Genomic DNA, 1,151 nt, shown 5'->3' with positions numbered 1-1,151 from the left:
GATGGGCCAGTCCTTCCAGATCAGGAACCCGAACGCCGTCGCCTCCTGCGGCTGCGGCACCAGTTTTTCCGTCTGAACGATCCGATGCCTGCGATCGGCGCGGTCCGCCAGGTCGCGCTGTCGGCCGGGCGCGATCTCGATGCGACGCTGGCCTTCTGGCAGGGCGTGCTCGGCATGAGCGTGCATGCGCGCTACGATCCGCCGGGCATTGCCTTCATCATGGCCGGCGATGTGCGGCTCCTCTTCGCCGACGGCGTGCCGCCCGGCACCGTCTATCTCGACATTGCCGGTCTCGAGGCCTTCCATGCCGAGACGAAGGCCGCCGGTATTCCCTTCACCGCGCCGCCCGCGCTCGTGCACCGCGACACCGAGGGCCGGTTCGGTCCAGCGGGGGAAAGCGAATGGATGGCCTTTCTAAAGGATCCCGCAGGCAATACGATCGGCCTTGTCGAGCGCCTTGCGCCGGAACGAGATTGAGGTCCCCATGAAGATCGTCACCTGGAACATCAACGGCGTTCGCGCCCGCATCGGCAACCTCACCCACTGGCTGACCGAGAGCGCGCCGGACATCGTGTGCCTGCAGGAGATCAAGACCCTCGACGATCAGTTCCCGCGCGCCGAGATCGAGGCGCTGGGCTACAATGTCGAGACCAACGGCCAGAAGAGCTTCAACGGCGTCGCCATCCTCTCGAAGCTCCCCTTCGACGAAGTCAATCGCGGCTTGCCCGGCGACGATGCCGACGACCACGCGCGCTTTATCGAAGGCGTTTTCTCGACCGACAAAGGCGCCCTGCGCGTCGCCTCGCTCTATCTGCCGAACGGCAACCCGGTCGATGACGAGCGGAAGTTTTCCTACAAGCTGGCATGGATGGCGAGGCTGGAGCGCTGGGCGCAAGAACGGCTGAGGCTCGAGGAAGCGCTGGTGCTCGCCGGCGACTACAACGTCATCCCCGAGCGCGCCGACGCCAGGTTCCCCGACAACTGGCTCGGCGACGCGCTGTTCCAGCCGGAGACGCGGCAGGCCTTCCGCCGCCTGAAGAACCTCGGCTTCACCGAGGCCGTGCGCGCCGTCACCGACTCTGCCGATGTCTATACCTTCTGGGACTATCAGGCCGGCGCCTGGCAGAAGAACAACGGCATCCGCATCGATC

2 protein-coding genes and 1 pseudogene are annotated in these 1,151 nt (G+C 65.8%); all 3 read left to right on the top strand.

Annotated elements, in window-relative coordinates; genetic code table 11:
* A pseudogene (locus tag EOA29_RS43530) lies at positions 1–76 on the top strand (iron-sulfur cluster assembly accessory protein); the annotation flags it as partial.
* Between the two features lie 8 nt (positions 77–84).
* Entirely contained in the window at positions 85–477 is a 393-nt protein-coding gene (locus tag EOA29_RS37245; RefSeq protein ID WP_126093393.1) for a VOC family protein, read from the top strand.
* Between the two features lie 7 nt (positions 478–484).
* The coding region (gene xth / locus EOA29_RS37240; protein ID WP_127222445.1) for an exodeoxyribonuclease III at positions 485–1,151 on the top strand (667 nt) is incomplete at its 3' end.

This window comes from Mesorhizobium sp. M1E.F.Ca.ET.063.01.1.1 (assembly GCF_003998155.1).
Taxonomy (GTDB): Bacteria; Pseudomonadota; Alphaproteobacteria; order Rhizobiales; family Rhizobiaceae; genus Mesorhizobium.
The sequence above is the reverse complement of the archived record's forward strand: the minus strand, read 5'-3'. Positions and strand labels throughout refer to the sequence as shown.